Source organism: Desulfovibrio sp. JY (assembly GCA_021730285.1).
Classification (GTDB): domain Bacteria; phylum Desulfobacterota; class Desulfovibrionia; order Desulfovibrionales; family Desulfovibrionaceae; genus Solidesulfovibrio.
The window spans coordinates 3,044,090-3,069,669 of the sequence record CP082962.1 but is presented as its reverse complement, the minus strand read 5'-3'; the positions used below and the strand labels follow the sequence as shown (position 1 = coordinate 3,069,669).

Genomic DNA, 25,580 nt, shown 5'->3' with positions numbered 1-25,580 from the left:
CCGGACGTCCTTCTTCGGGCGGCTCCGGGCGCGGGCGCGCCTTTCCCGGACACAAATCATTATGGACGGTTACGTCAAGGCAGCCCTGGCCATTTGGGAAGGCCTGCCCTACATCCTCGGCGGCCTGTGGTGGACGGCGGGACTTATCATCGGCGCCATGGGCCTGGGGCTCCTCTTCGGCATTCCCCTGGCCGTGGCCCACGTCTACGGCGGCAAGGCCATGCGCCGCTTCGTCTCGGCCTACATCTGGCTTTTTCGCGGCATTCCCATCCTGGTCCAGCTCTACCTCTTTTACTTCGGCATCATGGCCTACTTAAGCGAGATTCCAGCCCTGTCCTTTCTGCCCCTGTCCTCGGGCTTTCTGTCCGCCGTGCTGGTCCTTGGCCTGACCAGCGCCGCCTACCAGTCGCAGATTTTCCGGGGCGCCATCCAGGGCCTGCCGCCGGGACAGCTCAAGGCCGCCCGGGCGCTCGGCATGAGCGACGCCACCGCCATCCGCGCCATCATCCTGCCCCAGGCGCTGCGTCTGGCCATTCCGGCCTGGTCCAACGAATATTCCATTCTGCTCAAGGACTCGGCCCTGGCCTTTACCATCGGCGTTCTCGAGGTCATGTCCCGCACCCGGTCGGTGGCGGCCGTCACCCACCAGCCGCTGCCCCTTTCCCTTTTGGCCGGGGCGCTCTTTTTCTTTCTCACCTGGGCCGGCATCAAGGCCCTCAAACGCCTCGAGGCCAAGGTGCGCATCCCCGGATACGCGCACCAGGGATCATTGTAGCATGGTTGACCAGCCCATTTTGCGCGTCGAAAACATCGTCAAGACCATCGGCGGGAACCGCATCCTCGACGACGTATCCCTTACCGTCAAAAGGGGCGGACTCAAGGTGCTCATCGGTCCTTCGGGCGCGGGCAAATCCACGCTGCTCGCCTGCATCAACTTCCTCTCCCCACCCGACTCCGGCACCATCTCCCTCGAAGGCAAGACCATCGACGGCAAAAGCAAGCGCGAACTGCTCGCCCTGCGCCAGCAGGTCGGCATGATCTTTCAGGATTTCAACCTGTTCGACCACCTCTCCGCCATGGAGAACGTGCGCGTGGCCTTAATCAAGGTCAAGGGCATGGACAAGCGCGCCGCAACCGCGCGGGCCATGGAGGAACTGGCCCGGGTGGGTCTGGCCGACAAACCCTCGCTCTACCCGGCCCAGCTTTCCGGCGGCCAGAAGCAGCGGGTGTCCGTGGCCCGGGCGCTTGCCCTGGACCCCAAGGTACTGCTCCTCGACGAGCCGACCTCGGCCCTGGACCCGGAGCTTATCGGCGAAGTGCTCACCGTCATCCGCGACCTGGCCGACGAGGGCATGACCATGATCATGGCCACGCACCAGATCAGTTTTTCGGCCGCCCTGGCCGACGAGTTCCTGTTTATGGAACAGGGGCGCATCGTGGAGCGCGGTTCGCCCGCGGTCCTGCTCGCTCCGGGCTCGGGCAGCCGCACCCAGTCGTTTTGCGCCAAGCTCAGCGAACTTGCCGGCGAAGCCACCTGCGAACTCGCCTCCCCGGCCGCCTGACGCCATGGACAGCTTTTTTCATTTCGCGGCCAGCCGCATCATTCCGACGCTCAATGCGGGCCTGTGGACGAGCATTCTCCTGATCATCCCCTCCTCGCTCCTGGGCATCGCCATCGGCGTGACCGTGGGCACGGCCCGGGTCTACGGCCCCCGGCCGCTGGTGCGCGGCCTCGAATGGTACGTGTCGCTTTTTCGCGGCACGCCGCTGGTGGTGCAGCTCTACTTCTGGTACTTCGCCCTGCCCTACGTCTCCATCGGCGACTGGCGCTGCATCCTGTCGCCCATGTGGGCCTCGATCATCGGGTTTGCGCTGTGTAGCGGGGCCTACCAGTCCGAGTACATCCGGGGCGGGCTGCTCTCCATCAAGCGGGGCCAGCTGCGGGCCGCCCAGGCGCTCGGCATGACGCCGTTTACCACCATCACCTCGGTGGTCCTGCCCCAGGCCTTTCGCCGGGCGCTGCCCGGTTGCGGCAACGAGATCATCTACCTCATCAAATATTCGTCGCTGGCCTCCATCATCACGGTCAGCGACCTGACCGGCATGGGCAGGAGCCTGGCCAAGTCCACCTTTCGCAACACCGAGGTTTTCGTCGTGGTCGGCGTCTACTATCTGGCGCTGGTGACCGTGGCCACCCTGGTGCTGCGCGCGGTGGAAAAGCGCCTGGAACTGCCGGGATTCGAAGCCAAAAAGGATTGACCGTGGACGTCGCGCTGCTTGCCGCCCTGGCCCGCGAGCTGGGGCCGGGCTTTCGCACGGACCCCGAAGTGCTCAATGGGGCCGCGACCGATGATTCGGGCATTGCCGCCGCGCCCGAAGCCGTCTTTTTCCCCCGAAACGCCGACGAGATCAGCTGCCTGCTGCGTCTGGCCCATCGCCACGGCTTTGCCGTGACCCCGCGCGGGGCCGGCACCGGGCTGTGCGCCGGCTGCGTGGCCACGGCCGGCGGCGTGGTGGTGGCGACCACGGCCATGGACCGCATCCTGGCCATCGATACGGCCAACCTCGTGGCCGTGGTCGAGCCGGGTGTGGTCACCAAGACCCTGCGCGACGCCGCCGCCGAAACCGGCCTTTTCTACCCGCCGGACCCGGCGAGCCTGGCCACCTCCACCCTGGGCGGCAACGCCGCCACCAACGCCGGCGGCCCGGCCTGCGTCAAATACGGCGTCACCCGCGACTATGTGCTCGGCGCGACCTGCGTGCTGCCGGACGGGGAAATCCTCAAGACGGGCGTGGCCACGCGCAAGGGCGTGGTGGGCTACGACCTGACCGGGCTGCTCGTCGGCTCGGAAGGCACCCTTGGCGTCATCACGGAGCTTACCGTCAAGCTCATTCCCCATCCGCGCGCGGTGCGGGCGGTTGCCGCGCTTTTCGCCGACGCCCGCGCCGCCGTGACCACCGTGTCCGCCATCATGACCAGCGGCATCACGCCCTCGGCCGTGGAATTCATGGACCGGGCCTGTCTGGGGCTTGTGGAGGAGCTTTTGCCCCTGCCCCTTCCGGACGGCGAACCGACGCTGCTGTTGCTCGAAGCCGACGGCGACCCGGACGAGGCGGCCAGGGACATCACCCGCATCGCCGACATCTGCCGCGACGCCGGGGCCCTGGCCATCATGCCGGCCGACGACGCCGCCAAGCGCGAAAAGCTCTGGGACATCCGCCGCCAGACCTCCACGCGCATCCACGAAAGCGCGCCGGTCTACCTTTCCGACGACACGGTGGTGCCGATAGCCCGCATCCCCGAGCTTGTGGCCCGCCTGCCCGGGCTCGGACAGCGCTTCGGCATGACGGTCTACGCCTTCGGCCATGCCGGCGACGGCAACATCCACGTCAACGTCACGGGCGAGGACGGCAGCCGCGAGCGCGGCCAGGCGCTTTTGCGCGAGCTTGTGGCCATCGTCCTCGAACTCGGCGGCACCATGTCCGGCGAACACGGCATCGGCCTGGCCAAAAAGCCCTTCCTCGACATGGAACTTTCACCCCGCTCCATCGCCCTGCAACAGGGCCTCAAACACCTGTTCGATCCCCGGGGCGTCATGAACCCGGGCAAGGTGTTGCCCGACAGAGGTTGAGGATGTCTCGTGCCTCCGGCGGCCAGGGGGAAACTTTTTGAAAAAAGTTTCCCCCTGGACCCCCTTCCAAAACTTTCAAAGGGATAGTGCCGCGTCGGCCGATGCGTAACGGGCGAGAGGTGCCCGGCGGACAAAAAAAAACGCCCGTGGGCAACCACGGGCGCTTGTCGTATCCAGCGAAAGAAAACGCCGTGTCGCGTTTCTATTCCTCGCCGCCTTCGAGCGCCTGCTCCGCCTGCTGGCGCAGCCGGGAAACCAGTTCGAATTGAAACGCCTTGCGGTCAAAAGCCACCGTGTAGGCGTCGTGGCAAAAGCGCAGCGAATCCACGGGGCAGGCCCGGGCGCATTGGCCGCACAGGCTGCAAAGCGAGTAATCCACAATGAATTGCGCCGGCGTCTTGCTGCCCTTCTGGGGAGCCGGCCCCAGCTTGCCCGTATCCGCCTCGCCTTCCTTGACCGGCACCGGGCACAACACCGAGATGCAGTTCGACGGGCAGGCCTTGGCGCAGGCGCCGCAGGCCACGCAACGCGCCACGGCCGGGTCGTCGTCCTTGCCGATCAGCTCCACATGGCCGCGAAAGGTGGCCAGGTTGTCCACTTCCTCTTTGGGATAGATCACGGTCACGCCGGGCTCGCACAGCGCCTTTCCCGTCACGCCAAGGCCGATGACCAGGCTTTTGAGCCCCGTGTAGGCTTCTTCGATAAGTTGCGAAAGTTGCGACATGTCAGCCTCCAAGTCCCGCCACGACCACGGTCAGGGCAAGGTCGATCAGCGCCAGGGGCGTAAGCCACTTCCAGCTGAGGTTAAGGAGCTGGTCGAAGCGCACGCGCGGATACGTCCAGCGCAGCCAGATGATGAAGAAGAGCACGCAGTAGATCTTGACCAGAAACCACCACACGCCGGGCAGGAACGGCCCCTGCCAGCCGCCCAGGAACAGCGCGGCGGCAACGCCCGAAACCACGATCATGTTGGCGTATTCGGCCAGGAAGAACAGGCCGAAGCCCATGCCCGAGTATTCGGTGTGGAACCCGGCCGTCAGTTCCGATTCGGCTTCCGGCAGGTCGAAGGGAGCGCGGTTGGTCTCGGCCACGGCGCAGATGAGGAAGATGAAAAAGGCCAGCGGATTCTTGACGCCGTACCACTGCCAGGGCCAGCCGCCCTGCTGGGCCGAGATGGTGTAGAGGTCGAGCGAACCGGCGGTCAGGGCCACGGCCATGACCGACAGCAGCAGCGGCACCTCGTAGGCTACCGACTGGGCCACGGCCCGGGCCGCGCCGAGCAGACCGTATTTGTTGTTGGACCCCCAGCCGGCCAGGATCAGCGACAGCACGCCAAGCCCGGAAAAGGCCAGGATGAGCACCAGCCCGAGGTTCATGGGGATGGGTGAAAGGCTGGGGCCGTAGGGCAACGGCAACAGGCAGATGGTCACCGGTGCGAAGGCCAGAAGCGGCGCGGTCCAGAAAAGGACCCGGTCGCACCGGGCCGGCGCCACGAGCTGCTTGCCCATGAGCTTGACCGCGTCGACCAGCGGCTGCAGCAGGCCGTGAGGCCCCACGTGCAAGGGACCGGGACGGTACTGGCAATGGCCGGCCACCTTGCGTTCGACCCACACCAGGATCAGGCCGTTGAGGCCGACAAAGGCGAAGATGCCCAGCAGGCCGATGACCAGCCGCGTCAGCGGATAATCGAGGCTTAAAAGCATGTCCATGTTCATCGGTCGATCTCCGGGATGACAAGGTCAAGGCTGCCCAGGATGGAAACGGCGTCGGCCAGGAGCGTGCCCTCGGCCAGTTCGCTGAACACGTGCAGGTTGGAAAAACCCGGGGCGCGCAGCTTGACCCGGTACGGCTTGGGGCCGCCGTCGGAACGCACGTGGACGAGGATCTTGCCGCGCGCGCCTTCGACGGCGAAGGAGGCCTCGCCCTTGGGCGGCTTTATGGTCTTCGGCACCTTGGTCTGAATCGGGCCGCCCGGCAGGTTGGCCACGGCCTGGTCGATGATGTCGCAGCTGGTGACCAGCTCGTCGAGGCGCACCATGTAGCGGGCCATGGCGTCGCCTTCGGTGTAGGTCGGGATGTGGAAGTCGAAGCGGTTGTAGACGCCGTAGGGCTCGGCCCGGCGGGTGTCCACGGGCGCGCCCGAACCGCGGATCATGGGGCCGGTCGCGCCGTAGCGGCGGGCCAGTTCCACGTCCATGACGCCGATGCCCTCGCAGCGCCCGCGCAGGATCACGTTGTCCGTGACCAGATCGCGGTACATGGGCAGCCGCGACCGCAGGTGCCGGGTGAAGGCCAGGCAGCGCGAGGCGAAGTCGTCGGGCACGTCGCCGTACAGCCCGCCGATGGTGAAGTAGGAATAGGTCAGGCGCGAACCCGTGACGTCCTGGAGGATGTCGAGGATCTTCTCGCGATCGTCGAAGGCGTACATGATGGGAGTAAACGCCCCGAGGTCGAGCAGATAGGCGCCCCACCACAGCAAATGCGAGGTGATGCGGTTGAGTTCCGTCACGGCCACGCGGATGTACTCGGCGCGCTCCGGCACCTCGAGCCCCATCAGCCGTTCCACCGCACCGGCAAAGGCCCAGTTCCAGGCCATGGGATGGAGATAGTCCACCCGGCCCATGTTCGGCATGAACTGCATGTAGGTCTTCTGCTCGGCCATCCACTCGTGCATGCGGTGAATGTAGCCGAGCACCGGCTCGGCCCGCACGATGTACTCGCCGTCGAGTTCGAGCATGATGCGCAACACGCCGTGCGTGGAGGGATGCTGCGGGCCCATGCTCAAAATGAGCTTGTCCTCGGTCGGTCCGGGCTCGAACCGCGCGGAGACGAGATCACCCCGCAAGGAATTCGGATCGAAGGCTTGCATGCTTCCTCCTTAGCCCTGGGCGTCCTTGGCGGCTTTTGGGGCCACCGGCGCGGGTTTGGCCTTCTCCTTGGGCTCGGGAGCGGGCTCGGCCAGCCCGCAGTCGACGAGATAGGAAAGCGGCACGAGATCGGCCAGGGACTTGCGGGCCTTCTCCGCCTTGATCAGCGGATGGATATCGCTGTTCTCGGGGAGAAGCAGATTGTGCAGGTTCGGATGGCCGGTGAAAGTGATGCCGTAAAAATCGAAGCATTCCCGCTCGTGCCAGTCGGCCCCGGAATAAATGTCGCTCACCGTCGGTACCGTCGGGTTGTCGTGGGGCACGGTCAGGCGCAGCACGATGCGGTTGGCGCCGTCGAGCAGGCTCAGGTGGTAGGCCACCTCGAAGCCCTCCTCCAGGTCGGAGGCCATGACGTCCTCGAGCAGGTAGCCTTCGGCGAAAAGCACGGCCACGGCGTCGTGGATGGTTTCCGCCGTCAGGGTGACGGAGAGCACGCAGCCCGTGGCCTTGAAATCCAGGGGCGCGGAGCAGGCCGGATGGAGTTTTTCGAGAAGGGCCTGGTTCATCGTTCGCCTCCAGCGGGGACCTGCCACCAGCGCCGGCCGGTCATCTTCTGCTGGATGGCGAACAGGCCTTCCAGCAATCCCTCGGGACGGGGCGGGCAGCCGGGCACGTAGACGTCGACCGGGATGAGGGTGTCCACGCCCTGGACCACGTTGTACTGGCCCTCAATATTGAACGGGCCGCCCGAGATGGCGCAGTTGCCAAGGGCCATGACGAAACGCGGCGCGGGCATCTGTTCGAAAAGCCGCACCACCAGCGGGGCGAGCTTCTTGTTGACCGTACCGGCCACGATCATCAGATCGGACTGGCGCGGCGAGGGCCGGAAAACCTCCGCGCCGAAGCGCGCGATGTCGAACCGGGCCATGCCCACGGCCATCATCTCGATGGCGCAGCAGGCGATGCCGAAGGTCATGGGCCAGATGGACATGGCCCGGCACACATCCACGATCTTCTGGACCGCAGGCGTGGCGACGAGCGCCGGTTCGACCGTGTTTACGGCCGGGGCGCAACACGGACCTGGATTCTGCGGGGCCATGTGAACACTCCCTTACGCATGAAGTAGATGATGGCGGCGCCGAGCACCGCGATGAAAACCAGCAACTTGATGGCCGCGACCATCCCCTGGGGCTTGGCGAAAAGGGCCGCCACGGGGAAGAGGTAGAGGATATCCACCTCGAAGGCCAAAAAGATCAGGGCGTAGAAGTAGTAGTTGATGCCGAACCGGACCCAGGAACGGCCGTGGGTGGGCACGCCGCATTCGTACGTCTCGGCCAGGGCTCCGCCGCGGGCCTTGGGGGCGAGGAACAGCTCGGCCAGAAGCGGGCCGGCGGCAAAGAGCACCCCGCCCAGGAAGAAGAGCAGTATCGCCGCTTGAAACCAGGTAAAGACCATGCGCCTTTCCCTCCTTTCGTTGACTGCCGCCGCACCCTAGGGGTGCAGCTGGGTCCCGGCCATGGCCGCCAGATCGTACAGCGGCGCGGGAATGATGCCGGCCAGGAGCACCAGCGCCGCCAGCACGCCGCCAAAGACCAACGTGCCCTTGGGGATGACCAGGGCCGGAGCGTCGGATTCGCCGGTGTAGGCGTGGCGCACCAGACCCAGGTAGTAGTAGATGGAGATGGCCGTATTGAGCACGGCCACGATCACCAGCCAGTAAAAGCCCTGATCCCAGGCGGCCGAGAGCAGGAAGAGCTTGCCCGTGAACCCGGCGGTCGGCGGCAGGCCGACCAGGGAGAAGGCGGCCACGGCCAGGATCATGGCCAGGGCCGGCGCGCGGTGATACAGGCCGTCGAGGTCGTCCAGGCTCGGATTCTCGCCGTCTTTCGAGATGGTGCACACGACGTAGAAGGCAGCCAGGTTCATGAGGATGTAGGCCAGGCTGTAAAAGGCCGAGGCGGCCAGCCCCGCCGCCGATCCGGCGGCAAGGCCCAGCATGACGTAGCCGGCATGGGCCACGGAGGAGTAGCCGAGCAGGCGCTTGACGTCGCGCTGGACCAGGGCGGCCAGGTTGCCGCCGGTCATGGAGATCGCGCCGAGGATGGCCAGGATGGTGGTCACTTCCATGTGCGGGGTGAGAATGGCGGCCAGACGCACCAGCACCACCACGGCGCCGAGTTTGGGAATGGTGGCCACGTAGGCGGCCGTCTCGTTTTTCGTCCCCTGATAGACGTCAGGGCACCAGAAGTGGAACGGGAACAGCGCCAGCTTGTAGAAGAAGCCGGCCAGAAAGAGGGTCAACCCGACCACGGCCAGGGGCGCGTCGGCAAAGCTCCAGGAGGAGGCGGCCAAGGCGGCGATGTAGGTCGTGTGCTTGGCGGCCATGATGTAGGACAGGCCGAAAAGGGCAATGGCCGTCACCGCCGCGCCGAAAAGGATATACTTGATGCCGGCTTCGGCCGCGCGCCGATCCTGGCCGCGCAGCGGAATAAGGGCGTAGAGGCTGTAGGAGGAAAGCTCCAGGGCCAGGTACAGCGTGACCAGCTCCACGCACGAGGCCAAAAGCATGAGTCCCCAGGCCGAAAGCGCCAGCAGCATGAAGTAGTCAGGGGTCAGGTCCCGGCTTTCTTTCTTGCCGGCGGCGATGCCGGCCACCACGGCGAAGCCGAAGGCGATGGCGAGCTTGAAAAACTGCGACAGGGCATCCAGCTTGTAGGTGGCGTAGAGCATCTCGCCCCGGGACGAGAGCCCGGCCACGGCGACCAGCACGCCGATTCCGGCGGCCACGGGCAACCAGGACATCACCCGCCGCGAGCCGCGCACGCTGGCGACGAACAGGGCGCAGACAATGCCCAGCAGCCACAATTCCGGCAACAGTTTGAAGATGGTCATGGAAGCTCCTTGCGGACGGCGTCCGTGGCGGTGGCCACGGTCATGGACGCGGGAAGGCGCATGCGCTCGGTGAACTTCATGTCACTGGTCAAGCCCATGGCCTGATTCTTTTGGTGCATGACGGAAAGCACACGCTCGATGGAGGGCTCGATGGTCTTGATGGCCAACGACGGGGCCAGGCCGATATAGAAGACGAGCAAGGCCAGCGGGATGAGCGTCACCCATTCCCGCGCGCCGAGGTCATGCCAGCTCTTCTTGAAGGAGCTCGGCTCGCCCCAGGTCACGCGCTGCAGCAGGCGCAGCATGTAGGCGGCGGCGAGCATGGCCCCGGGCACGGCGCAGAAGCCGACCCAGGTATTGCTGGAGAAGGCCCCGATAAGGACCAGGATCTCGCCCACGAAACTGTTGGTGCCCGGAAAGGCCAGGGACGAGAAGGAAAAAAGGCCGAAGAGGAACATGAAGGCCGGCATGAACTTGCCGAGTCCCTGGTTGTCGGTGATCTCGCGGCTGTGGCTGCGTTCGTAGATGAGTCCGACCATCATGAAGAGGCCGCCGGTGGTGATGCCGTGGTTGAGCATCTGGAGGATGGCCCCGGAGACGCCCTTGACGCTGAAAAGGAAGATGCCGAGCGTCACGAAGCCCATGTGGCCCACGGACGAGTAGGCGATCAGTTTCTTGATGTCGGTCTGCCCGAGCGCGATGCAGCCGCCGTAGATGATGGAGGCGATGGAGATGGCGATCATGACCGGGGCGGCCGTGACCGAGGCGGCCGGGGTCAGCGGCAGGCAGAAACGCAGGAAGCCGTAGGTGCCCATTTTGAGCAAAATGGCGGCCAGCAGCACGCTGCCCGCGGCCGGGGCCTCGACGTGGGCGGCCGGCAGCCAGGTATGGAACGGAAACATGGGGACCTTGATGGCAAAGGCCAGGGCCATGGCCAGGAAAGCCCACATCTGGAAGCGGAAGGAATAGCTCTTCTCCATCAGTTCGGGGATGGAGAAGGTGCCGCCGACGTGGCGGAAGGCCACGATGGCCGCGAGCAAGAGCGTCGAGCCGGCCAGGGTGTAGAGGAAGAACTTGATGGAGGCGTAACGCCGTCTCGGCCCGCCCCAGACCGCGATCAGCAGGTACATGGGGACGAGCATGGCCTCCCAGAAGACGTAGAAGAGCACGAAATCGAGCGCCGCGAACACGCCGATGCAGGCCGAGGTCATCAGCAGCAGGCAGAAGTGGAACTCGGTGACGCGCTTACTGATGTACGTCCAGGAGCCGAGTACGCAAAGCGGCAGCATCAGGGCGGTTAAGAGGATCATGTAGAGGCTCAGGCCATCCACGCCCATGTGGTAGGACATGCCAAGGGCCGGCAGCCAGGGCGCCTGCTCCACGAACTGAAAGGCCGGGCCGTTTGGCGCGTAGGAGAGTAGCGGCAACGCGAGCAGGCATTCGAGAATGCCCGCGCCGAGCGTCACGAGCCGCACGGTGCGCTCGTTTCGCCGCAGCACCAGCAAGGCCGCCGCGACCACCAAAGGCAGGACGATCAGCATCGTCACCACCGGAAATCCGTATTGCGTCGTCATGCAAAGCTCCCTTTGACCCTTGGCGGTCAGCCGACGAACCAGACGATGGCGAAGATGACAAGACCTATGGTCACGGCCGCGGCGAGATAATCCTGCAGCCGTCCGGTCTGGCCGCGCGCGACCGTCGCCCCGCCGACTTCACGCACGCTCCTGGCCGAGCCGTCGAGCACGCCGTCGATGACTTTGCCGTCAAAGATGCTCGTGCCGTGTCCGGCCTCGATCAGGGCCTTAAGCCCAACCTTCTCGTAGACATCGGTCCAGATGTTATCGATAGCCGCAGCCGGCACGGAAACGACCTTCACAAAGCCCCGGCCAATGGCCCGGTACAGGAAGTCGAAATCCAGGTTGCGGCTGGGGTGCGGCGGAATGATCTTGCGCATGAGGTAGAACCCGAGCCCGGTGAAGCCGAGCAGGCAGCAGGCCTGCAACACATGCCAGGGGGTGTAGGGCACGTAGTCCGTGGGAAAGGGCAGCAGCGAATAGAGCGTGCCCGGGAACAGGCCGATAAAGAGGCACAGGAACGAAGAGATGGCCATGCCGAGGTACATGTTCCAGGGGATGGGCTTGATCTCCATGGTGCTCTTCGGCTTGGCCCAGAAAGCGAAGTACGGCAGCTTGATGCCGACGGAGAGGAACGTGCCCACGGCGGCCAGTTCCATGCCGAGGGCCAACCAGGTGCGATGGGCCTCGGCGGCGGCGGTGATGGTCATGGTCTTGGTCACGAAGCCGTTGAAGAGCGGCATGCCGGAGATGGAGACCGCGCCGACCATGTAGCCGATCATGACCAGCGGCATCCGCGAGGCCAGACCGCCAAGCTCGGACAGCTTGGCCGTGCCGCAGGCGTAGAGCAGGCAGCCCGTGCCCATGAACAGCAGGCCCTTATAAAGGATGTGGGCATAGGCGTGGGCGCAGGCCCCGTCCACGGCCATGGCCGTGCCGATGCCGATGCCGCAGACCATGTACCCGACCTGGGAAACGATGTGGTAGGACAGGATGCGCCGGGCATTGTTCTCAATGGTCGCGTAAAAGACGCCGTAGAGCGCCATGATGCAGCCGCCGACGGCCAGGATCTCGAACCCGGCGAAGCCCCGGGCCAGCACGTAGACGGCGGTCTTGGTGGTAAAGGCGCTCATGAACACCGCGCCCGTGACCGTGGCTTCGGGGTAGGCGTCGGGCAGCCAGGCGTGCAGCGGCACGAAGGCGGCGTTGACCAGGAAGCCGAGCATGATGAGGTAGTCGTAGTAGTGGGCCGTGGCCGGATCCACCGGGGTGAAGGCGAAGGTGCCGATGGCCCCGTAGCGCAGCAGCAGCCCGGCCAGGAGGAACAAGCCGCCGAAGGTGTGGAACAGGAAGTACCGGAAGCCGGCGGCCGTGGCCTGGGGCGTCTGGCGCAACCAGATGAGGAACACCGAGGCGACGCTCATCAGTTCCCAGAAAATAAAGAGCGTGATGTAATCCCCGGCGAACACGCAGCCGAATCCACCGGCGACGTAGGCGCAGGCGGCCATGTGCTGGCCCCGATCCGGCACGTGCAGGGCGTAGATGAAGCCTATAAGCGCCTGGATGGCGAAGACGTCGGCGAAAATGAGCGACAGGGCGTCCACCCGGCCCAGCTCCAACGTCTGGCCGAGATAGGGAATGGAGGCCAGGTTACGTACGCCGTCAGGGCCGAGCGTCAGGGCAACGACCGAAGCGATGGCCATGATTGGCGGGGCCAGCAGCAGCCAGCGCCATGTCTTGTAGGTTTCATTGGACAAAAAGGCCATGACCAGGGCCAAGGCCAGGAAGCCGATGGCCGGGTGCAGAAAATGGATGCCCACGATGTTTTCAAGACCGGCCATTGTCGTCCTCCGGGCGCGCCAAGATGGGGTAGATCACCTTTTTGAGCACCACGACCATGACGATCGTGGCCACGAGCGCGAAGACCTCCCAGAACCCGGGCATGCCTTCACCGGGGAAATGGGGATGGTGCGGCGTGATGAAGAGGTTGAGCACCACGCATAAGCCCAGTACGGCATAGAGCGCTTTTTTCCATCCGGCGGCGTTGGCCCTGGCCCGCTCCAGCCAGTTTCCAAGCGATTGCGGTTCCTGCATGGCGATCTCCCCTTCTCTGTGTCCGCCCGCCCCAAGGGACGCGCGGCCCTGCCATCATTTACAAACGACCGGCATTTCCTTGCGGTTGCCGATTAAAATCTGCCGAAAGCGTCCACGAAGGACAGGAAAAACTGCGGATACACGCCGATCAGCACGGAGATGAGCGCCGTCAGGCAAAGCGGCACCACCATGACCAGCGGCGCTTCCTTGAACTGCGAGTGGTCCATGCCGGCGACCGGCGGCCGGAAAAAGGCCCGGTAGACCACCGGCACGAAGTAGCCGGCGTTTAAGAGTGTCGAGGCCAAAAGCGCGATCAGCAGAATATACTGGTGGATGCTGACGGCTCCGTTGACCAGATACCATTTGCTGACAAAACCACACACCGGCGGCACGCCGATCATGGACAGCGAGGCCACGGCAAACGCGCCGAAGGTAAAGGGTAATTTGCGGCCAAGCCCGTCCATGAGTGGGATCTCCCGCAGACTCGTGGCCACGAAGATCGCGCCGGCGGCGAAAAAGAGCGTGATTTTGGCAAAGGCGTGGTTGGCGATGTGCAGCAGACCGCCCTTGATGGCCAGCGGCGAAAGCATGGCCACGCCTATTATAATGTAGGAGAGCTGGCTGACCGTGGAATAGGCCAGCCGCGCCTTGAGGTCGGTCTTGGTGAGCGCGATGATCGAGGCCACCAGGATGGTGAAGGCGGCCAGATAGGCGGTGATGAGCCCCAGTCCCAGATGGGAGAGCAGGTCCACGCCGAAGCAGGACAGCATGACGCGCGCGACCGAAAACACGCCGGCCTTGACCACGGCCACCGCGTGCAGCAGGGCCGAGACGGGCGTCGGCGCGACCATGGCCGAGGGCAGCCAGTTGTGCAGCGGCATGATGGCGGCCTTGGCCAGACCGAAGATGAACAGGAAGTAGGTGATGGTCACGAGCGTCGGGTTGGCCCCCGGAGGGAACATGCCGTGGCTGATGTCGACCAGGTTGAAGTCGAGCGTGCCACACTGGACGTAGGTCAGGATCATGGCCGGCAGCAGGAAGAGCTTCGAGGTGCCCATCAAGTAGATGAGGTACTTGCGCGCCCCATGGTAGCCTTCGGCGTCCTGGTGGTGGGCGACCAGAGGATACGTGAAGACGGTGATGACCTCATAAAAGAGGTACAGCGTCACGATGGTGCCGGAAAAGGCCACGCCCACGGCGCCGAAGATGGCCACGGCGAAGCAGAAGTAATAACGGGTCTGGGCGTGTTCCTTGAGCGTGCGCATGTAGCCGATGTTGTAGCTTGTGGCGAAGAACCACAAAAACGTGGCGACGATGGCGAAGATGCAGGACAGCCCGTCCACGGCGAAGGTGATGGACACGCCGGGGAAGAAGGTGACGACGTGGTAGGTCCAGACGACGCCATCAAGCACCCCGGGCACCATGGACACCACGGCGGCGAAGGCCATGGCCGCGGCGGCGAAAGACACGCCCTCGCGCAGGTCCTGGTTCTTGCGCAGGAGCCACAAGGCGAACGGAGCCAGGAAGGTGATGATGATCGGGGCGAGGACCCGAGCGCTTTCAACGGTTTGAGCGGCAACGGCCATGAGCTACCCCTTCAGTTCGCTGGGGCCGTCGGCGGCGGCGTCCCCGAAACGTTTGTTGACCACCAGGACAATGGCCAGGACCAGCGTGGCTTCGGCGGCGGCAAGCCCCATGACCAGCAGCGCGCCGAGCTGGCCGAGGACGGCGTCCATGGGCGTGAGCTGGGCGGCGGCCACGATGGAAAGTCCCGCGCCGTTTAACATCAGTTCCACGCCGATGAGCATGCCGATGAGGGTGCGCCGGGCCACCAGGGCATAAAGCCCCAGGCACAGCAGCATCACGGCCACGACCTGGTAAAGCACGAGCGGATTGTTCATCTGGGTTCTCGCTTTTCAAAGGCCAGAATGACAGCCCCGGCCATGGCCGCGAGCAGCACCACGGAGATCAGCTCGAAGGCCAGGGTGTAGGGGCCGAGCAACCCGGCGCCGAGCTGGGCCGGGCTGACGTTTTTGGGCGTGGGGAATCCGGTCGCGCCGTACACGGCCAGAAGCGGCACCAGGATGCCCGCCGGGACGAGAAAGGCCGGGATGGCGCGCAGGATGCCGCCGGCCCCGGGTCCTTCCGCCTCGCCGCCGTCCGCGGCGGCCCGGGTGAGCATGATGGCGAAGAAGATCAGGACGGTGACCGCGCCGACATAGATGAGGATCTGCATCAGGGCCACGAAATCGGCCAAAAGCAGAAGATACAGTCCAGCCACGCCAAAAAGGGCCACGACAAGCCCCAGCATGGCCCTGACCAGGCTCGCGGCGGAAACGGCAAGGCCGCCGCCGGCCAGGACGATCAGGGTGTAAAAGGCGAAGGCGAACTGGCCAAGATACATTTCGTTCATAAGCGCCCCGCTGCTCTCATTTTGGAAATCGAACAAGCTGATTTCCAGCGGTCAAAAGCCTCATCCGTTGGTAAAGCCGGACATGGACACCACAAAACAGTCAACCACACTAAAAAACAACCATACCTGAGAAATCAAACACGCCATTGAGCATCAATATTTGTCAAAGCAGCATGTCCACTTGCACATCCAATCTAGAAATTGTCACGGACCGTATCTTTTTTTGTTTTATTCTTTCAAATCTTTTCTACAAGTTTCTATTCAAACATACTCTGGCAACCAGTGCCACTATGTTTTACTTTCCTTTTACAGTCAGCGTTACTCAAAACAACAATAGCGCCAGCCTTCATGGCTGGCGTTTTATGATCTTTTTTTCACAATTTGCGCCTGGAATTGAAGCGACGCTGCCGCGTAGCTTGTATCATGCTGCAATTTTCAAATAACAATCGCGCTAGCCGTGTCATGATTTTTACTATCTGTGTTACGACTGCCGGAAGCTTATAAACCCCTTTCCCCACGCCAGTCAAGGATGAAAAAGTTACCTTATTGTAGCATGTCCCCTCACCCGCCGCCAGAGCATCTATTATAGAAATACGACTCCATGCCTGGGCCGCAGGCAAACGCACAAATGTAATATATTAATATTATTGTATTTATTTTTAAAATTCCAATTCGTGAAAAATTTTCTCCCCGCACCGGATCCATTAAACCTCACTTCTCCGATGCATGATGCAAACGGCAAAAGAGCCGAAGTTTGCGCCTCGCCGCACAAACAACGCACTGGCCGTGCGATACACGCCACGGAAATTGTGAAAAAAGTGAAGATCACACACCCCGAGCGATGCCGGGGAGACGCTCGCCTTTCGGCGGCCCCAGGGCGGGGCTCTGCGGGGGCTCGGACGCTGCCCGCGCCGTTACCGCGCCTGGCCCAGGTAGCAGAAGTAGTCCCAGAAACCGGCGTAGGCCGGACGGGATTCCTGGCACCGGGCGATGAAGCGGCGCTCCAGGGCGGGAAGCAGGTGGTCGTCCATGCGGACGTGGTTGACGCCCATCCAGCGCTCGAACCAGGGGAAGCGGCTGCGGCGGAAGTCGGCCACGGCCAGAAGGCCGTCCACGGCGAGGTGGCCGCGCGCCGCGTCCAGGGCCGCCTCGAAGCCGGGGTTGAACATGGTCAGGCTGTAGGAAAAGAGGATGAGGTCGGCGCTGGCGGGATCGAAGCTTTCGGGGGCATAGGGCGCGCAGAGGAGCCGCACGCGCGCGGCCTGACCGGCCGTGGCGCTCCTCGCCCGCTTAAGCATGGAGGGGCACAGGTCGATGCCGGTGACGCGGGCGGCGGGAAAGGTGGCCAGCAGGCGGGTCAGATTGCGGCCGGTGCCGCAGCCGACCTCCAGGATGCGCAGGGGCTTTTCGCGACGGGGGCCAAGGGCCGCAGCGGCCAGACGCACAATGCGGTCGCGGCCGAAAAGAAAGCTCCAGCGCGTGGCGTCGTAGATGCGCGAATGCCACTTGTAGTAGCCGAGCAGCGCCTCGTTGGCGCAGGCATTCCTGCTCATGCCACCACCGCCAGATGCTGGCTGCCGTAGGTGCCGACGCGGTCGGCGGCGTGGAGCGGTTCGGTCAGTTCCGGGAAAAAGCGCAACCGCCGGCGGGCGTCGCGGGGCAGAAAGTCCACGGTTAGCCCGGCCGAGCGCATGAGGATGCGCGCGCCGGGAGCGGCGTTGGCGAAGATGAGCTCCCATTCCTCGGCCAGGGCGGCCGGCGCGTGGCTGGCCAGCCAGTCCTGGTGGTCGAGCAGGATGAAGTGGCTGTAGCCGGGCCCGTCATGGCGGCGCAGAAAACCGCTTAACGTGTCGGTATGGCTGGCCAGGCGCGGCAGACGGTCGCGGATGGCCGCGAAATTGTCCGCCTTGAGGTACTCGGGGCAACAGCGCCGGGTGTAGCGGCCGGTCAGGTAGACGCGCCAGAAATAATTCTCGGCCATGGGCGGGCCGGTAAAGACCTGCTTGACCTTGTCGCGCACGAAGCCTTCCAGGCCGCCGGGATGGGAGGCGCGGATAAGGTCGATTTGCGGGCGCGGCACACCGAGCAGGGCCATGGTCTCGGGCCGCCCGACCAGCCAGCGGCTGAAACGATCCCAGAAGACGGGTTCGATTGCGGCAAAGACGCGGCGCTGCTCTTCGAGGCTGGCCGCGCCAAGCAGCCGGGGGATGTTTCGCCGCAGGCCGGGCTTGAGTGCGCTGAGCATCTTCGAGAAGGCAAAGGCCACCGCCCCGGACGCACCATGGTAGTAGAAGGAACGCGACAGGCGGCCGTTTTTGAAATAGTCGATGTTGCGGTCCCAGAAATCGGCGGCGTAGGCCGGCAACGTCTCCCGGATACGCTGGTAGATGCCGGCGCAGGCCGCCCCGCCGCCCTCGCCGAAAAAGGCGTAGAGTTCCTCGAAGGAAGCCTGGCTGAAAAGGGCCCGCTTGAGCTCGAGCAGGGCGTTTTGGCGAAAATTGACGTCCACGCAGTCGATTCGGGCCGGATCTTCGAGAAGGTAATCCAGGGCGTTGTCCCCGGCCGAGGTGATGACCGCCACGCGGGAATGGGGGGTCAGCTTGAGCAGCTGCCGGTCCAGACGCGGGTCTTCCCAGCAGGTGTTGTAGACGAGGCGGTTGCCGTGAACGAGGCGGAAAAAGGCGTCCTGGACGCGGGTGGGGAGTTTTTTTGCCATGGGTGCGGGCGGATTCCGGTTGGCCGATTGGACGGCCGGTTGGTTGGAAAATGCGCTGTTGACCGCCGCTTATACGCAAGGCCCCGGCCCGGCAGGCGACGGGACAGTGACGGGCGTGAGACAATCCTGCCGCCCAGGGGGCATTGCCCCGGCCGGCCCGGTTTGCTAGAGCCGGCTGGCCAAGGGAGCACCCATGCCTGATTTTCTCTCCGGTTTTTCCTTTTCCCTCGATTTCCTGCTGCAACTTCTAAGCATCGTGGCCATCGACGTGGTCCTGGCCGGCGACAACGCCGTGGTCATCGCCCTGGCCGTGCGCAACCTGCCGCCCCGGTCCCGCACGAAGGGCATTGCCGTGGGAGCCGGCGCGGCGGTCGTGTTGCGCGTGGCCCTCACCTTCGTCGCGGCGCAGCTCCTCGACCTGCCCTTTTTGAAGCTTGCCGGAGGCCTGCTCGTGGCCGTGATCGCGGTCAAGCTCTTCGCCGAGGGCGACGCGGCGGACAAGGAAAAGTCCTGCACGACCTTTTTGCAGGCCATAACGACCATTGTCGCGGCCGACCTGGTCATGTCCACGGACAACATCCTGGCCGTGGCCGGCGCGTCCCGGGGCAACCTGGCCCTGCTGATCTTCGGCCTGGGGCTGTCCATCCCCTTTGTCGTCTTCGCGGCGAACGCCCTGTCGCGCCTTATGGACCGGTTCCCGATCATCATCGCGCTTGGCGCGGCCGTACTCGGCAAGGTGGCGGCCGAAATGATCCTGACCGACGCCTGGGTGGCGTCGTTGGCCCGACCCGGCCAAACGGCCGTGTACGCCGGCGAGGTCGTCGGGGCCGTGGGCGTGGTGGTCGTCGGCCGGCTTTGGGCGCGGCGCCTGGCCAGGGCCTGACACCCGGGGCAAGACACGTTGCGCCGGCTCCGGCCACGCTTTTGCAGGCAAGCGTGCCTGTCTCTACATTTCTGTCGCCATCCCGCGTACATTTTTGTAATACCCAGGCAGGGTCGTGACAAAAAATCCTTATAAATCAACAAGACCTTTCCTGGCATGATCCTTGTAGAGTCTCGCTGACCCCGACAGATGGTGACCGGGGAAAGGAGCCTTCATGGAACAGGCCATTTTCGAAGAACGGCGCGATCAGATCCACCGCAAGGGGGAAGGGCCTTTTGAACTGGCCTGCAACCGCGACAGCCTGGCCGGGGCGGTGTCCCAGCGGGCCTGCGTCTTTTGCGGTTCGCGCGTGGTGCTCTACCCCATCGCCGACGCCCTGCATCTGGTCCATGGCCCCATCGGCTGCGCCGTCTATACATGGGATATCCGGGGCGCGCTTTCCTCCGGCCCCGAGCTGCATCGCCTAAGCTTCTCCACCGACCTCCAGGAACGCGACGTCATCTTCGGCGGCGAGAAAAAGCTCAAGGCCGCCCTGCTCGAACTCATCGAACGCCATAAGCCCAACGCCGCCTTCGTCTACGCCACCTGCATCGTGGGCATCATCGGCGACGATGTGAACGCGGTGTGCCGCGACGTGGCCGCAAAGACCGGCATTCCGGTCATCCCGGTCCAGTCCGAAGGCTTCAAGGGCAACAAGCGCGAAGGCTACGCCGCCGCCTGCAAGGCCCTTTTCACCCTGGCCGGCACCGGCGACACCTCGGACATCAGCCCCATGTCGGTCAACATCCTGGGCGACTTCAACCTGGCCGGAGAAATCTGGATCATCCGGGAATATTTCGAGAAGATGGGCGTCCAGGTGGTGGCCAACATCACTGGCGACGGCCGGGTGGCCGACATCCGCCGCTGCCACGGCGCGGGGCTCAATATCGTACAGTGCTCCGGCTCCACCATGGAACTGGCCAAAATGATGGAAGAGAAGTTCGGCACGCCCTTCATGCGGGTGTCCTACCTCGGCATCGAGGACATGGCCGACTCGCTCTACGCCGTGGCCGACCGCTTCAAGCATCTCGATCCGGGCATCGTCGAGCGCACCCAGAAGCTCGTGCGCGAGGAACTGAGCCTGCTTTTGCCCAAGCTCAAGGAGTACCGCAAGGATCTCGAGGGCAAGCGGGCGGCCGTCTACGTCGGCGGCGCGTTCAAGGCCTTCTCGCTCATCAAGGCCTTTCGCCACCTGGGCATGAAGGTGGTCCTGGTCGGGTCCCAGACCGGCACCAAGGAAGACTACGAGGAACTGGCCTCCATCTGCGACCCGGGTACGGTCATCGTCGACGACTCCAATCCGCTGGAGCTGTCGAAATTCGTCCGGGAACTCGACGTGGATCTCTTTGTCGGCGGGGTCAAGGAACGGCCCATCGCCCACAAGCTCGGGGTCGGCTTCTGCGACCACAACCACGAGCGCAAGGAGGCCCTGGAAGGCTTCGTCGGCATGCTCAATTTCGCCAAGGAAGTGCACGCCTCGGCCACCAGCCCCATCTGGCGCTTCGTGCCCAGGCGCGAGGCCATGGCCAAGGCACTGAAGGAACAGGAGACCGCCAAGCGCGCGGCCGGGGGAGAAGGCATATGAGCGATTCGCCCTACGTTTCCACCACCAACGCCTGCAAGCTGTGCACGCCGCTCGGCGCGGCCCTGGCCTTCCGGGGCGTGGAAGGGGCCATTCCCTTCCTGCACGGCTCCCAGGGTTGCGCCACCTACATGCGCCGCTACATCATCAGCCATTTCCGTGAGCCCATGGACATCGCCTCCTCGGCGCTGGGCGAAAAGCAGGCGGTCTTCGGCGGCGGCCCCAACCTCAAAAAGGGCATCTTGAACGTCATGTCCAAGTACGGGGCCACGGTGGTCGGCGTGGCCACCACCTGCCTGACCGAGACCATCGGCGACGACGTGCCGCGCCTTCTCTACGAGTTCCGCAAGGAGTTCAGCGACCTGCCCCTGCCCGAGATCGTCAACGTCTCCACCCCGAGCTACTCCGGCACCCACATGGAAGGCTGGCACGCGGCAACGGCGGCCCTGGCCTCCCAGCTCGTGCGGGAAAAGGCCCCGGCCGAACGCCGCGTCAATCTCATCCCCGGCTTCGTCTCCCCGGCCGACATCCGCTACTTCAAGGAAATCCTGGACGACTACGGCGTCGCCTACACGGTCCTGCCCGACATTTCCGAAGCCATGGACCGCCCGGCCCTGCTCGACTACGAGAAGCTGCCGGCCGGCGGCACGCCCGTGGCCTCCATCCGGGCCATGTCCGGCGCGCTCGGCTCCATCGAATGCGGCCGGGCCGACCACATGGCCGAAAGCGCCGGGACCAACCTGGAGCGCCGCTTCGAGGTGCGCAACATCCGCGTCGGCCTGCCCATCGGCGTGCGCGAATCCGACGCCTTTTTCGCCGCCCTGGAAGAGCTGACCGGCACGCCCCTGCCGGAAAAGCACGCCGCCGAGCGCGGCCGGCTCATCGACGCCTACGTCGACGGCCACAAGTACGTGGCCGGGAAAAGGGCCATCGTCTACGGCGAGGAAGATCTCGTCATCGCCATGGTGGCCTTTCTGGCCGAAATCGGCGTCAAGCCCATCCTGGCCGCCACCGGCGCCACCTGTCGCAACTTCAAGCAGGCCCTGGCCGATGTGACCGAGGGCATCCTGCCCGAACCGCCCGAGGCCAGGGAAGGCGTGGACTTCCACGACATCGCCGAACAGGCCGCCGACCTCGCTCCGGATATCCTCGTCGGGCATAGCAAGGGGTACCGCTACGCCAAGGACATGGGCGTGCCGCTTCTTCGCGTCGGATTTCCCATCCACGACCGCTTCGGCGGCCCGCGCCTGCTCCATGTGGGCTACCGCGGCACCCAGACGCTTTTCGACCGGCTCGTCAACACCATCCTCGAACGCAAGCAGGCCGACAGCGGCGTCGGATACGGCTATCTTTAAAAGGAGCGCGCAATGACCACCACCAAAGACCTTTCCAAGCACCCCTGCTTCAACCGCGAATCCGCCGGCTCCTGCGGCCGTGTCCACCTGCCCGTTGCGCCCAAGTGCAACATCATGTGCAACTTCTGCAATCGCAAATACGATTGCGTGAGCGAATCGCGCCCCGGCGTGACCAGCGCCGTGCTCACTCCGGAACAGGCCGTCCTGTACATGGAAAAGGTGCTGGAGAAAGAGCCCCGCATCACGGTGGCCGGCATCGCCGGTCCGGGCGACCCCATGGCCAATCCGGAAGCCATCGAGACCATCCGCCTGCTCAAGGAAAAATTCCCCCAGATGCTTTTCTGCCTGTCCACCAACGGCCTGGCCCTGCCGGCCCGGGCCGCGGAACTGGCCGAACTCGGCGTCTCCCACGTCACGGTCACGGTCAACGCCGTAAACCCGAAGATCGGGGCCAAGATCTATGCCTGGGCCCGGGACGGCAAGGTCATCCACCGGGGCGAGGACGCGGCCAGGCTGCTGCTCGAACGGCAGCTGGAAGGAATCAAAATTCTTAAGGAAAATGGCGTCATCGTCAAATCCAACACCATCGTCATCCCCGGGGTCAACGATCGGCACGTGCTGGAAGTGTCCAAAAAGCTCTCCGAACTCGGGGTGGACATCCAAAACATCATGCCGCTTTTCCCGGTGGCCGAGACGCCCTTTGCCGAAGTGCCCGCGCCCACGGCCGAGATGATCAAGGAGCTGCGGGCCAATGCCGGCGAGATGCTGCCCCAGATGAGCCATTGCAAGCGCTGCCGGGCCGACGCCGTGGGCCTCTTGTGCAACGACCGCTCGGGCGAACTGGCCCCGCTTCTAAGCGAATGCTCCCACACCGTGCCCGGGGCCGACCTGTCCAAGCGCCCCTACGTGGCCGTGGCCACCCGCGAGGGCATGCTCGTCAACATGCACCTGGGCGAGGCCCACAAGTTCCAGATCTGGAAACAGGAAGGCATCGGATTCTCCTACGTCGAGGATCGCTACGCCCCGGACCCGGGGGCCGGCCCCAAACGCTGGGAGGAACTGGCCAAGGTGCTCTCCGACTGCCGGGCCGTGCTGGTGGCGGCTTACGGCGAAACGCCGCGCAAGGTGCTGACCGCGGCCGGGGTGCTGCCCTACGAATGCTCGGGATTCCTGGAAACGGCCCTGACCGAGGTGTACGGCGCGGGGGACCTGTCCCTGCTCAAGAGCCGGCGCAAGGGCCTGGGCAAGGCCTGCGGCTGCAGCGGCGGCAGCGGCGAAGGTTGCGGCTGATCCCCGGCCGGACGGCAGCACGCCGGAAAACTCCTGTAGCGTATCCAGGCGTCGATATTTATGAAAACGGCGATTCACCCAAACTCCCGGGTGGATCGCCGTTCATTTTTTGACAACAGCGTGGCGTCGGTATATTTATCGTTCCATGATTCCATGGTATATGGCCATTTCCCTGGCAACACCTTAAAATGGGCCATACGGCAAGTTGAAAATAGACAAAAAATACATTCGATCCGCGCATGCCTCCGTTGGTCGACACTGTAACAGGACATGCAAAACACTGCGAACACCGAAATAATAGACAGTATCGAACTGCAAACAGGTTCTGACGAACCCGTTTCCGATGAAAGTCATGTCCTCGGCGTCTACGCACTCAGTCAGGATTCGCGGACAGGCCTTGGCGGAACAAAGAAACGCTATGCCCAGGAGACGCTCTGGTTCGTGCGTCGTATCAACGACGATGACTATTGCGTCCAACCCTTAAACGCCAATTCCATTCCATCCGGCCCCATAACCACGCTCACCAAGGGCGAGTTTCTTCGCAGCTACCAGCCGCGCCCCGGCTATTACGAAAAGCGCTGTCTGCCGTTTCTCGAATCCCTCAAGAAAAAAATCGCCACGGCCGACAAATACCTGGACGCGGGCGAACTCGACACCGCCGAAAAGGAATTCGTCAAGGCCCTGCTCCTGGACGAAAAACACCCCAAGGCCAACGTCGAGCTGGGCAAAATCTCCCTGGAAAAGGGCGACGGGAAAAAGCTGGCCTCGGCCATGCGGCGCATCCTCGGCATCGACGCCCTGTTCCAGGAACAGGAGCGGCACCTGTTCAACACCTTCGCCATCGCCCTGCGCAAGGGAAAACGCTTCGCCGAAGCGCTGGCCCTGTACGAACAGGCCCTTTCGCGCAATGCCGACGACGAAAACCTCCACTTCAACATGGCCCGGGCCCTGGCCGAAGGCGGCGACATCCCGGCCGCCCAAGGGCATCTGCGCCAGGCCCTGGCCCTGCGCCCCGACTTCGCCGAGGCCAGGCGCTTCCTGGCCCATCTCGACGGGCTCGCCGCCGACGCCGGCGACGGCGCCGCCCAGGACACGGGGCCGGCATGAGCGTTCCCGGGACCTTCTCCCTGCACTGCCCGCCCGGCACCAAGGTGCTGCTGGAAATTGCCGGCCTGGAGGAAAAACTGGCCACGACCTGCGTGGGCCATCAGCGGGGCCGGTTCGTGATCGTGCAGATGCCGTCGACGACCGAAACCTCCCGCGACGCCCTGTACCCGATGCTCTATCCCGACAACACGGTGATCGCCCGCTATCTGCATGAGGGCTCGGTGGTGGGATTCTCCTCCCGCCTCATCAAATACATCCAGATCCCTTTTCCCCTGGTCTTTCTCACCTACCCGGCCAATCTCGAATCCCGCGACCTGCGCAAGCACAAGCGTATCACCTGCTGCCTGCCCGGTTGCATGAAGCATGGCGACGTCACCGTCGCCGGCCTGCTCAGGGACGTCAGCATTTCCGGCTGCCAGTTTTCCTTTCCGCGCGAGGCCGCAGCACCGCAGCCGGCCATCGACGCCTTGGTGGAACTGTCCTGCGAGCTGATCGGCTCAAACGCCAAGGCCACACTTCCCTGCGCGGTCAAACGGGTGCTCCCTTCGGCCCGCCGGGTGGATCTCGGGCTCAAATTCAGGGAAGTCCCCCGGGAGATCCGGGAAGCCCTGGCCAACTACCTCGATACCGCCCTGCAGGTGCTGGGCTGACCGCCCGCCGGGTTCCCCTCGCAACGAAAACGTCGCAAGCCCTCCTTCAATTTTGTTCGTTCGAAGCTGCAACGGGGATCGCCAGCGCCTTCCCTTCCCATGGTGCGGTTCCTTCCGACAGGCACTGTTCTTGCTTCCCGCTTCTTGCAAACAAGGAGTGCGCCATGCTTGTACGCCTACTGTCCCTGTTTTTTCCTCCCACCGGCCCCTATTTCCCGGTCCCCTGCGTCGTCCGCCAATGCTGTGGCCGGCCTGGGACAAGGAAAGCCCTTGCTTCGAGACAGGGACAAAATGTCCCAGCCTGAGACACTGCTGGAGCCATAAGTTCCCACAGCGCCAGTTCAGTTCCGGCACAAACCGCATCTGAAATACGTTACAGGGAAGCGACTGGCACCCATTCAACAAAATCCGTGTGACTCTATACAGAAGGCCATCCTTTCCCTATCGTCTCCGCACTATGGATCATGGCGCCCGGGATGTGCGGCG

At 64.1% G+C, this 25,580-nt stretch carries 25 protein-coding genes; 10 read left to right on the top strand and 15 right to left on the bottom strand.

What is annotated here, in order from left to right; all coding sequences use genetic code 11:
* The first annotated feature begins 61 nt into the window (after positions 1 to 61).
* Genes K9F62_13660 through K9F62_13645 form a run of 4 tightly spaced genes read left to right on the top strand, consistent with a single transcriptional unit; the run spans position 62 to position 3,632 of the window.
* Positions 62 to 775 (top strand): amino acid ABC transporter permease, encoded by a 714-nt coding sequence (locus K9F62_13660; protein UJX39759.1) that lies wholly within the window; start codon positions 62 to 64, stop codon positions 773 to 775.
* Between the two features lies 1 nt (position 776).
* Positions 777 to 1,562 carry an amino acid ABC transporter ATP-binding protein gene (locus K9F62_13655; GenBank protein ID UJX39758.1) on the top strand — a complete coding sequence of 262 codons (786 nt, stop codon included), beginning with the start codon at positions 777 to 779 and terminating at the stop codon, positions 1,560 to 1,562.
* A 4-nt stretch (positions 1,563 to 1,566) separates the two neighbouring features.
* Positions 1,567 to 2,259, top strand: coding sequence for an amino acid ABC transporter permease (locus K9F62_13650; protein UJX39757.1), 693 nt, complete (start codon positions 1,567 to 1,569; stop codon positions 2,257 to 2,259).
* Between the two features lie 2 nt (positions 2,260 to 2,261).
* Positions 2,262 to 3,632: an FAD-binding protein gene (locus K9F62_13645; protein UJX39756.1), complete on the top strand. Its 1,371-nt coding sequence runs from the start codon at positions 2,262 to 2,264 to the stop codon at positions 3,630 to 3,632.
* A 202-nt stretch (positions 3,633 to 3,834) separates the two neighbouring features.
* On the opposite strand, the gene K9F62_13640 is transcribed toward K9F62_13645, so the two are convergent.
* The 15 genes from K9F62_13640 to K9F62_13570 all read right to left on the bottom strand — a co-directional run bounded on the left by K9F62_13640 (position 3,835) and on the right by K9F62_13570 (position 18,188).
* Positions 3,835 to 4,356: a 4Fe-4S binding protein gene (locus tag K9F62_13640; GenBank protein UJX39755.1), complete on the bottom strand. Its 522-nt coding sequence runs from the start codon at positions 4,354 to 4,356 to the stop codon at positions 3,835 to 3,837.
* A gap of 1 nt (position 4,357) precedes the next feature.
* Positions 4,358 to 5,347 carry an NADH-quinone oxidoreductase subunit NuoH gene (gene nuoH, locus K9F62_13635; GenBank protein ID UJX39754.1) on the bottom strand — a complete coding sequence of 330 codons (990 nt, stop codon included), beginning with the start codon at positions 5,345 to 5,347 and terminating at the stop codon, positions 4,358 to 4,360.
* Positions 5,344 to 6,501 carry an NADH-quinone oxidoreductase subunit D gene (locus tag K9F62_13630; protein ID UJX39753.1) on the bottom strand — a complete coding sequence of 386 codons (1,158 nt, stop codon included), beginning with the start codon at positions 6,499 to 6,501 and terminating at the stop codon, positions 5,344 to 5,346. Before K9F62_13630 ends, nuoH begins: the two co-directional genes overlap by 4 nt.
* 9 nt (positions 6,502 to 6,510) lie before the next feature.
* Positions 6,511 to 7,065 (bottom strand): NADH-quinone oxidoreductase subunit C, encoded by a 555-nt coding sequence (locus tag K9F62_13625; protein UJX39752.1) that lies wholly within the window; start codon positions 7,063 to 7,065, stop codon positions 6,511 to 6,513.
* Positions 7,062 to 7,598 (bottom strand): NADH-quinone oxidoreductase subunit NuoB, encoded by a 537-nt coding sequence (gene nuoB, locus K9F62_13620; GenBank protein UJX39751.1) that lies wholly within the window; start codon positions 7,596 to 7,598, stop codon positions 7,062 to 7,064. Before nuoB ends, K9F62_13625 begins: the two co-directional genes overlap by 4 nt.
* Positions 7,556 to 7,954 carry an NADH-quinone oxidoreductase subunit A gene (locus tag K9F62_13615; GenBank protein ID UJX39750.1) on the bottom strand — a complete coding sequence of 133 codons (399 nt, stop codon included), beginning with the start codon at positions 7,952 to 7,954 and terminating at the stop codon, positions 7,556 to 7,558. The genes nuoB and K9F62_13615 overlap by 43 nt, the downstream gene beginning before the upstream one ends.
* 36 nt (positions 7,955 to 7,990) lie before the next feature.
* A complete protein-coding gene (locus K9F62_13610) occupies positions 7,991 to 9,391 on the bottom strand; it encodes an NADH-quinone oxidoreductase subunit N (protein UJX39749.1) in 1,401 nt (466 codons plus the stop codon).
* Positions 9,388 to 10,965 (bottom strand): NADH-quinone oxidoreductase subunit M, encoded by a 1,578-nt coding sequence (locus tag K9F62_13605; protein UJX39748.1) that lies wholly within the window; start codon positions 10,963 to 10,965, stop codon positions 9,388 to 9,390. The genes K9F62_13610 and K9F62_13605 overlap by 4 nt, the downstream gene beginning before the upstream one ends.
* Positions 10,966 to 10,991: 26 nt before the next feature.
* Positions 10,992 to 12,806: a Na(+)/H(+) antiporter subunit D gene (locus K9F62_13600; protein UJX39747.1), complete on the bottom strand. Its 1,815-nt coding sequence runs from the start codon at positions 12,804 to 12,806 to the stop codon at positions 10,992 to 10,994.
* Positions 12,793 to 13,059, bottom strand: coding sequence for a hypothetical protein (locus K9F62_13595; protein ID UJX39746.1), 267 nt, complete (start codon positions 13,057 to 13,059; stop codon positions 12,793 to 12,795). The genes K9F62_13600 and K9F62_13595 overlap by 14 nt, the downstream gene beginning before the upstream one ends.
* Before the next feature lie 92 nt (positions 13,060 to 13,151).
* Positions 13,152 to 14,645, bottom strand: a complete 1,494-nt coding sequence (locus K9F62_13590) for a monovalent cation/H+ antiporter subunit D family protein (GenBank protein ID UJX39745.1) — start codon at positions 14,643 to 14,645, stop codon at positions 13,152 to 13,154.
* A gap of 3 nt (positions 14,646 to 14,648) precedes the next feature.
* Positions 14,649 to 14,960 carry an NADH-quinone oxidoreductase subunit NuoK gene (nuoK, locus tag K9F62_13585; GenBank protein UJX39744.1) on the bottom strand — a complete coding sequence of 104 codons (312 nt, stop codon included), beginning with the start codon at positions 14,958 to 14,960 and terminating at the stop codon, positions 14,649 to 14,651.
* On the bottom strand, positions 14,957 to 15,472 hold the full coding sequence (locus tag K9F62_13580; GenBank protein ID UJX39743.1) for an NADH-quinone oxidoreductase subunit J: 516 nt from the start codon (positions 15,470 to 15,472) through the stop codon (positions 14,957 to 14,959). Before K9F62_13580 ends, nuoK begins: the two co-directional genes overlap by 4 nt.
* A gap of 914 nt (positions 15,473 to 16,386) precedes the next feature.
* Positions 16,387 to 17,025, bottom strand: a complete 639-nt coding sequence (locus tag K9F62_13575) for a class I SAM-dependent methyltransferase (protein ID UJX39742.1) — start codon at positions 17,023 to 17,025, stop codon at positions 16,387 to 16,389.
* Positions 17,022 to 18,188: a BtaA family protein gene (locus K9F62_13570; protein UJX39741.1), complete on the bottom strand. Its 1,167-nt coding sequence runs from the start codon at positions 18,186 to 18,188 to the stop codon at positions 17,022 to 17,024. Before K9F62_13570 ends, K9F62_13575 begins: the two co-directional genes overlap by 4 nt.
* Positions 18,189 to 18,381: 193 nt before the next feature.
* Between K9F62_13570 and K9F62_13565 the strand changes: the two genes are divergently transcribed.
* From K9F62_13565 to K9F62_13540, 6 genes are all read left to right on the top strand, one after another.
* Positions 18,382 to 19,071 (top strand): TerC family protein, encoded by a 690-nt coding sequence (locus K9F62_13565; GenBank protein UJX39740.1) that lies wholly within the window; start codon positions 18,382 to 18,384, stop codon positions 19,069 to 19,071.
* A 214-nt stretch (positions 19,072 to 19,285) separates the two neighbouring features.
* Positions 19,286 to 20,695: a nitrogenase iron-molybdenum cofactor biosynthesis protein NifE gene (nifE, locus tag K9F62_13560; GenBank protein ID UJX39739.1), complete on the top strand. Its 1,410-nt coding sequence runs from the start codon at positions 19,286 to 19,288 to the stop codon at positions 20,693 to 20,695.
* Positions 20,692 to 22,047 (top strand): nitrogenase, encoded by a 1,356-nt coding sequence (locus K9F62_13555; protein UJX39738.1) that lies wholly within the window; start codon positions 20,692 to 20,694, stop codon positions 22,045 to 22,047. The genes nifE and K9F62_13555 overlap by 4 nt, the downstream gene beginning before the upstream one ends.
* A gap of 12 nt (positions 22,048 to 22,059) precedes the next feature.
* Positions 22,060 to 23,337, top strand: a complete 1,278-nt coding sequence (locus K9F62_13550) for a radical SAM protein (protein UJX39737.1) — start codon at positions 22,060 to 22,062, stop codon at positions 23,335 to 23,337.
* Positions 23,338 to 23,607: 270 nt separating this feature from the next.
* Complete coding sequence (locus K9F62_13545; protein ID UJX39736.1) at positions 23,608 to 24,444, top strand: tetratricopeptide repeat protein; 837 nt, start codon at positions 23,608 to 23,610, stop codon at positions 24,442 to 24,444.
* Positions 24,441 to 25,094, top strand: a complete 654-nt coding sequence (locus K9F62_13540) for a flagellar brake protein (protein ID UJX39735.1) — start codon at positions 24,441 to 24,443, stop codon at positions 25,092 to 25,094. The genes K9F62_13545 and K9F62_13540 overlap by 4 nt, the downstream gene beginning before the upstream one ends.
* Positions 25,095 to 25,580: the final 486 nt, after the last annotated feature.